We start from the raw sequence: 6,025 nt of genomic DNA, 5'->3' as shown, positions 1-6,025 counted from the left end.
TCCTTGATTCGTATGTTTCGGAACTTGATTCCGGCTCCGTGTCCGAGCAGTCCGATGTGTCCCGAGGCGTTGAAGAGTCCGGGATGGTTCTTGTGGTCCACGGTGTAGGGGTTGTTTTTCCCGCCGTCGGGGGCCACGTTGTGGCCTTGGCAGGCCTGCCGGATGTCTCCGTCGAGAATCACCTCGCCGTTTACCGTCACGGTGATGCGGTCTCCCACGGCGCGTATCTCCTCGACGTTCCATGTTCCCAGGGGCGGGAATTTCACGCGTTTGGCCGGGATAATTCCGTAGACCGATCCGTGCTGCTGGTATACGCGCAGGTTCTTGTAGATCGGAGCGTCGTGGTCGAGCACCTGAATCTCCATGCCGTGATAGGCGGCGTCGACGCCCATGGGGGTGCGTATGCCGATGCCGTTGTTGACGCCCTCTCTGTCGAAGGCGAATTCGAATCGCAGGACGAAATCACCGTACTCCTTCTTGGTGTAGAGGTTGCCCGATCCGCCGTACTGCGCCGTCACGTAGATCGTTCCGTCGACGGGGACGTAGTTGGTGGTGTTCCCGGTCCACTTGTGCATCGACGTACCGTCGAAGAGCACCTCGAAGCCGTCGGCAGCCTCTTCCTCCGAGAGTTCGAAGCGCGGCGTGGCGGGCAGTTCGCGGATGTACATTTCGCGGACGTTGAGGGGCGCATTTCCCGCGATGAGCAGGATCTGTCCCTCTGCGTAGGCGGGAATCTCCCGGTTGCATGCGTTTTCGAGGATTACGTTCTCGGCGGTCGTGACGCCGTTGAGTACGACCGTCACGCGGTCGCTGACCACCTTCACCTGCATCGTGTTCCACTCCTGCGGGCCGTTCGCGGCCGCTTTGGGTGCGGCGTTGTCGTGGAGCATGTTGCCCGTCAAGGCTCCGGAGTTCTTTCCTCCGAGTGCGATCTGCGGGATCGAGCGGATGCCCATCGCGGCCTCGCCTTCGGTCTTCCAGTCGAGGATCAGTTCGAAGTTTTCGTAATTTTTCGCCGATCCGATCGTTCCTCCGTCAGCGGCCCCGGTCAGGACGCCGTTTTCTGCGATCCAGTTCTTCGCCATCGCGGCCCGGGCCTCTGTTTGCGCTTTCGCCAGCGCCTTGGCCTTCATCGCCTTGCGGGTCTCGGGATCGCCGACCACGGCTTCCCATCCGCTCGGTTCGAGCGATACCGGGAGGTATCCCTCTGCGGGGAGTTTGGCCAGGAGTCCCTTGATCTCGTCGACGGCGTAACCTGCGTCGGCGTCGGATTTGGCCAGTCCGGCATATACCTCCTGGGCCTTTTTCAGGGCTGCTGCTACCGTTTCTCCTCCCAGCGCGGGGTTCTTCGCAGCGACGGTCTTCACGACCATTGCGGCGGTTTCGGCCGTCGCGGGTGCGTCCATGTAGTTCACGGCAAGCGTCAGCGCCGGGAATACCGGGGTTTTGGAGAGCGCTTTGAGCAGTTTGTTCTGCACCTTGGGCGAGGGTTTCGCCTCCAGTCCGCGGCGGTATAGCTGGTATTTGCGCATGGGCGTATTGCGCGACTTCGAGACGAAGTCCGTGTAGCGCGAAATTGCGGCGTCGGTCCATGCGGGGTTCTGCCGGGCGAGATCATACAACACGTCGACCATCGCGGGGTTTTGAACCGTCAGCAGGGCCGCGAATGCGGCCTGGCGGTCGTCGGCGGCCAGCAGGGCGTCGATCGCCTCTTTGCTGGCGGCCTGCGCCAGCAGGGGATAGTAGCGGGCCTTTTCGGGGGCGGCGGCCATCTGCCCTGCCACCATCTTGTACTGCATGTCGGAGGACTCTTTGGCCAGTGCGTTCTTCAATCCGGCCTGAAGGGCCTTCACGTCGTCCTCCTGCGCCTGGTTCAGCAGGCCGCACAGACGGTTGAAGTCCGCGGGGGTCGTGACGCCGGCCAGCGCGCCGTAGGCTGCCGTGCGCACCGCCCTGTCAGGGGAGTTCAGCAGCGCGAACACCTTGTCGGCTGCGGAGGTGATGCGCCTTTTTGCCACGAGTTTCAGGGCGTTGGCCTGCGTGGCGGGCGTGCCGTCGAGAGCTGCGACGAACGCTGCGTTGGGCTTTCCGTTGAATGCCGCGAGAGCTGCCGAGGCCTCTTTGGCATGTGCGCCTCCGAGCTGTGCGACGAGCGCGTCGAGCGCCTCCTGTCCTCCGATTTTCCCGGCGGCGCGGATGGCGGCCAGGGCCAGTTCCTCGTCGGCCGAGGAAATGGCCGCGATCACGGCGTTGGCCTGCGATGCGGCGTGGCGGGCGCCGAGCCAGCTCACGATGTCGGTTTTCGCGGCGTCGGAGAGCGACGGCATTTTCTTCACGACTGCGGCGTAGAGGGCGTCGTCGGCGAAATCGCCGGCGAAGTCGAGCGCGGCGCAGCGGTATTCGCGGTCGGCGTCTTTCAGCGCGGCGAGCAGTTCCGGCGTCTGTTTTTTGGCGTCCGTGCCGAGGACTATTCCCAGACCTGCGGCCCGGACGTTCTGCGGCATGCCGGTTTTGCGCAGGGCCTTGGCGGCGGCGACGGCCTTGCTGTTTCCTGCTGCCGCGAGCCGTGCGAGCAGGGCGACGTAGGCGCCCGTTGCGTCCGTTTTCGTGAAGGCGTATCCGTCGGCCTTTGCGGCTGCTGCGAGCGGCGCGATCGAGGCGGCTGTGCCGCACTTGGCCAGCGCGTTATAGACAGCCTCTTTCGTCGGCGTGCCGGTCTTGGGGTCTGCGGCCCATTTCAGCAGCGCGGGCTCTGCGGCCGCAAGGCGCTTCTCCGCGGCGGCATAGGCCAGCAGGGCGTCCGGGGCCGGGCTTGCGTCGATCAGTGCGAGGATCTCCCCGTCGGTTCCGGGCGTGGAGATCAGTCCGCGCACGGCGTAGTCGGCGAGGTATTCGTCCGCGGCGTATTTCACGAATACGGGGGCTTCGGCCGCCGTTGCGCATAGTTGCAGCTGCGAGAGCAGGAATGCCTGGTTGGGTTTGTCCGTCGAGGCGGCGACGGCGTCCGTCAGTCCGGCGCGGATCTCCCGCGCCAGCTCTTCGCGGCCTGCGGCGGTCACGTAGCTCACCACCCCGTTGATGGCGTATTCCACGGGGGCGTTCTTGCCTTCCGCTGCGGGTACGAGCATGGCGGCCATCATCCGAATTCCGTCGGCTCCGGTCGCCGCGAGTTCCTGCATCAGGCTGTCGAACGCCTTGGGCGTCTGGGCCGGGAGTTGGGCCAGGGCGTCCGCAACGATCGTTTCGGCGGTGCGCTGGCGCGCGTCCTGCGCACCGGCTGCGAAGGGCATCAGGGCGGCGAGGAGTATGGTGATAAATATCTTTTTCATGTTTTTTTCAGGTTTTGGACGTTATCAGATTTTCCACGGCGTGCGCATCGGCTGGTCGATGAGCCGGTTTGCGGCCTCGTCTCCGACGAAGAGCTGCTTGTCGGGATCGAAATGCAGCGTGCGGTTCAGGCGCAGGGCGCATGCCCCGAGGTTCACGAGCGTGGAGCTGCGGTGTCCCTTGAGCTCGTCGAGGGCGAAAGGCTCGCGGTTGCGCACGCATGCCAGGAAATCGGTGTTCTGCGGTTCGGGGTCGGGCATTTCGGCGATCTTCTCCATGACGTCGGGAATCGTGCACTCGAAACCCTGATACACCTTGCCCAGCGGACCTTCGATGTAGGGGACCTTGCCCTTGCTTTCGTAGCCCTCGCCTTCGAGGACGATCTGACAGCCGTCGTCGTAGGTGTATACGATCTTGCGCCAGATGCCCACGGCGTCGGGATGCTGCTGCGGAGCGTCGACCTCGATCTTCACGGGCGAGGTGTCGTCCTTGCCCAACAGGTACTGCACGGGGTCCATGTAGTGCTGTCCCATATCCGTGAGTCCGCCGCCGTCGTAGTCCCAGTAGCCGCGGAACGTGGCGTGCACGCGGTGTTTGTTGTAGGGTTTGTAGGGCGCCGGGCCGAGCCACATGTCGTAGTCCAGCTCTTCCGGGACGGATTGGGGCTTGAGGTTCTCCTGCCCCACCCAGAAGAATTTCCAGGTGAATCCCGTGGCTCCGGAGATGGTTACCTTGAGGGGCCATCCCAGCAGGCCGCTGTCGACGAGTTTCTTGAGCGGTTCGACCGTCGTGCCCAGTCCGTAGAAGGTGTCCTTGAAGCGGAACCAGGTGTTCAGGCGGAAGATGCGTCCGTTCTGCCGGACGGCCTCCACCACGCGCTTGCCCTCGCCGATGGTGCGCGTCATCGGCTTCTCGCACCAGATGTCCTTGCCGGCCTTGGCAGCCTCGACGGCCATGATGCCGTGCCAGTGGGGCGGGGTGGCGATGTGTACGATGTCGACGTTGGGGTCGGTGATCAGATCCCGGTAGTCGTGATAGCTTTCGAGGGTCTTGTCGAACTTCTTGCGGCCCAGTGCGATGGCGCTTTCGAGGTGTTTGCGGTCGACGTCGCAGACCGCCACCAGGCGGCATGCATCGTTGGAGGTGAAATGATAGCTGCTCTTGCCGATGCCGCCCACGCCGATGATGCCCTTCGTGAGCTGGTCGCTCGGGGCGACGAATTTGGTGCCTCCGAGCACGCTGCGCGGCACGATGGTCAGCAGCGCCAGCCCGCCTGCCTTTTTCAGAAAATCTCTGCGGTTACTCATAGTATTTCAGGTTGTGTTTTTTTGGATGCAGTCAATAAAATAGGTAGAGGAAACGGCGGTTCCGTCGGATGGGAACCGCCGTTTGTTTACAGGGTCGTCAGCCGGATGTTGCGCCAGAGGACCTTGATGCCTCCTCCGTCGTGAATCTGCAAGGCGATGCGTCCCTGCGCGGCGCCGATCTTCGCGTCGGTGATGTCCACCATCTCCTCGCCGTTGAGCCACGTCTGCACGCGGTCGCCCTGGACCTTCAGCCGCAGCGTGTTCCAATCCCCCTCCTTGAGAATCGACTCCTTCTCGTCGGGAATCTGCACCAGCCATCCGCGGCCGTAGGACTCGTAGATGCCCGCCGTGTCGTGGTTCTTCGGAGCCACTTCGCACTGCCAGCCGTGGACCTTCACCGGCGGCTCGACGAACGAGCGGAAAAAGACGCCGGAGTTGCCGTTGGCGAGCTGCTTGAACTCCACCGTCAGGTCGAAATCATCGTAGTATTCGCGCGTGGCGAGGTAACCGTATTTTTTGTCGGGACCGCTCTCGCAGACCAGCAGGCCGTCCTTGTCGACATACCATTTCTCGGTTCCGTAGGCTTCCCATCCCGTGAGGTCGCGGCCGTTGAAGAGTTCGACCTCCCGGCCGGCCTTGCGGGGCAGTTCCTTGATTTTCAGGTTGCGGAACGAAGCGGGGTAGCCGTGGTCCTGGAGGCACAGCACGCCGCGGTGCGCCAGTCCGTATTCGGGAGCCGTCTCCCATTTGCCGCTGTTCTTGCGGGCGAACCAGTCGTCGGTCCAGGCTTCGAATTCGAGGATCTTGCGGCCGTTGAGCCAATGCTCCACGTGGCCGTTGTCGCAGACGATGCGCGACGAGTTCCACTCGCCCTGCGGGTTGACCAGCAGCGAATCGGGATTCGGCAGGTGCATGGCGTAGTCCACGCCCAGTTTCTGCCACTCCTCGAGCCGGGTCGGGGCGTTCGTGGCCTCCCAGCCTGCGTTGTCGATCAGCTGGTACTCCGGCCCGGTGACATAGGGAACCTTGAAATAGGGGTTCTCGACCACGTGGTAGAGCATGCCGCTGTTGCCGCCGTAGGAGAGCTTCCAGTCCCAGTCGAGGATGAAGTTCTCATACTGCTTTTTGGTGACGATGTATCCCGACAGGTCGCTGCCGTCGCCGGCGGCCTGGATGCAGCCGTCCACCACGTGCCAGGGCATCGTGAGCGAGTCTCCGTTGAAGTCTTTCCACTGGTCGAGGCTTTTGCCGTCGAAGAGCAGCTGCCAGCCGTCGGCGATTTCGGCCTGGGTGAGGGTGTTGTGTTTGGGGCAGCAGGAGCAGAGGCTGGCTGCGATGAGTCCCGTCGCGAAGAGCGTGCGGAACAGGGTGCGGCTTGGGTTCGATTTCAT

Annotated in this window: 3 protein-coding genes; all 3 read right to left on the bottom strand. The window is 63.3% G+C overall.

Features of this window, described 5'->3' with window-relative positions; translation table 11 throughout:
- On the bottom strand, positions 1 to 3,329 hold a 3,329-nt coding region (locus tag DWW03_RS16140; protein WP_118407052.1), incomplete at its 3' end, for a DUF1080 domain-containing protein.
- Between the two features lie 24 nt (positions 3,330 to 3,353).
- Entirely contained in the window at positions 3,354 to 4,634 is a 1,281-nt protein-coding gene (locus DWW03_RS16135) for a Gfo/Idh/MocA family oxidoreductase (RefSeq protein WP_015547244.1), read from the bottom strand.
- A gap of 86 nt (positions 4,635 to 4,720) precedes the next feature.
- Positions 4,721 to 6,025, bottom strand: coding sequence for a DUF1080 domain-containing protein (locus tag DWW03_RS16130; RefSeq protein WP_022061065.1), 1,305 nt, complete (start codon positions 6,023 to 6,025; stop codon positions 4,721 to 4,723).

It is taken from the genome of Alistipes sp. AF14-19 (assembly GCF_003461645.1).
Taxonomy (GTDB): domain Bacteria; phylum Bacteroidota; class Bacteroidia; order Bacteroidales; family Rikenellaceae; genus Alistipes; species Alistipes shahii.
Note: the sequence above shows the minus strand (reverse complement) of the source record. Positions and strands in the feature narration are given on the sequence as shown.

Bases quoted from the DNA above. Each gene is read 5' to 3' on its own strand.
- DWW03_RS16135 (WP_015547244.1), bottom strand. From the start codon at position 4,634: ATGAGTAACCGCAGAGATTTTCTGAAAAAGGCAGGCGGGCTGGCGCTG.
- DWW03_RS16130 (WP_022061065.1), bottom strand. From the start codon at position 6,025: ATGAAATCGAACCCAAGCCGCACCCTGTTCCGCACGCTCTTCGCGACG.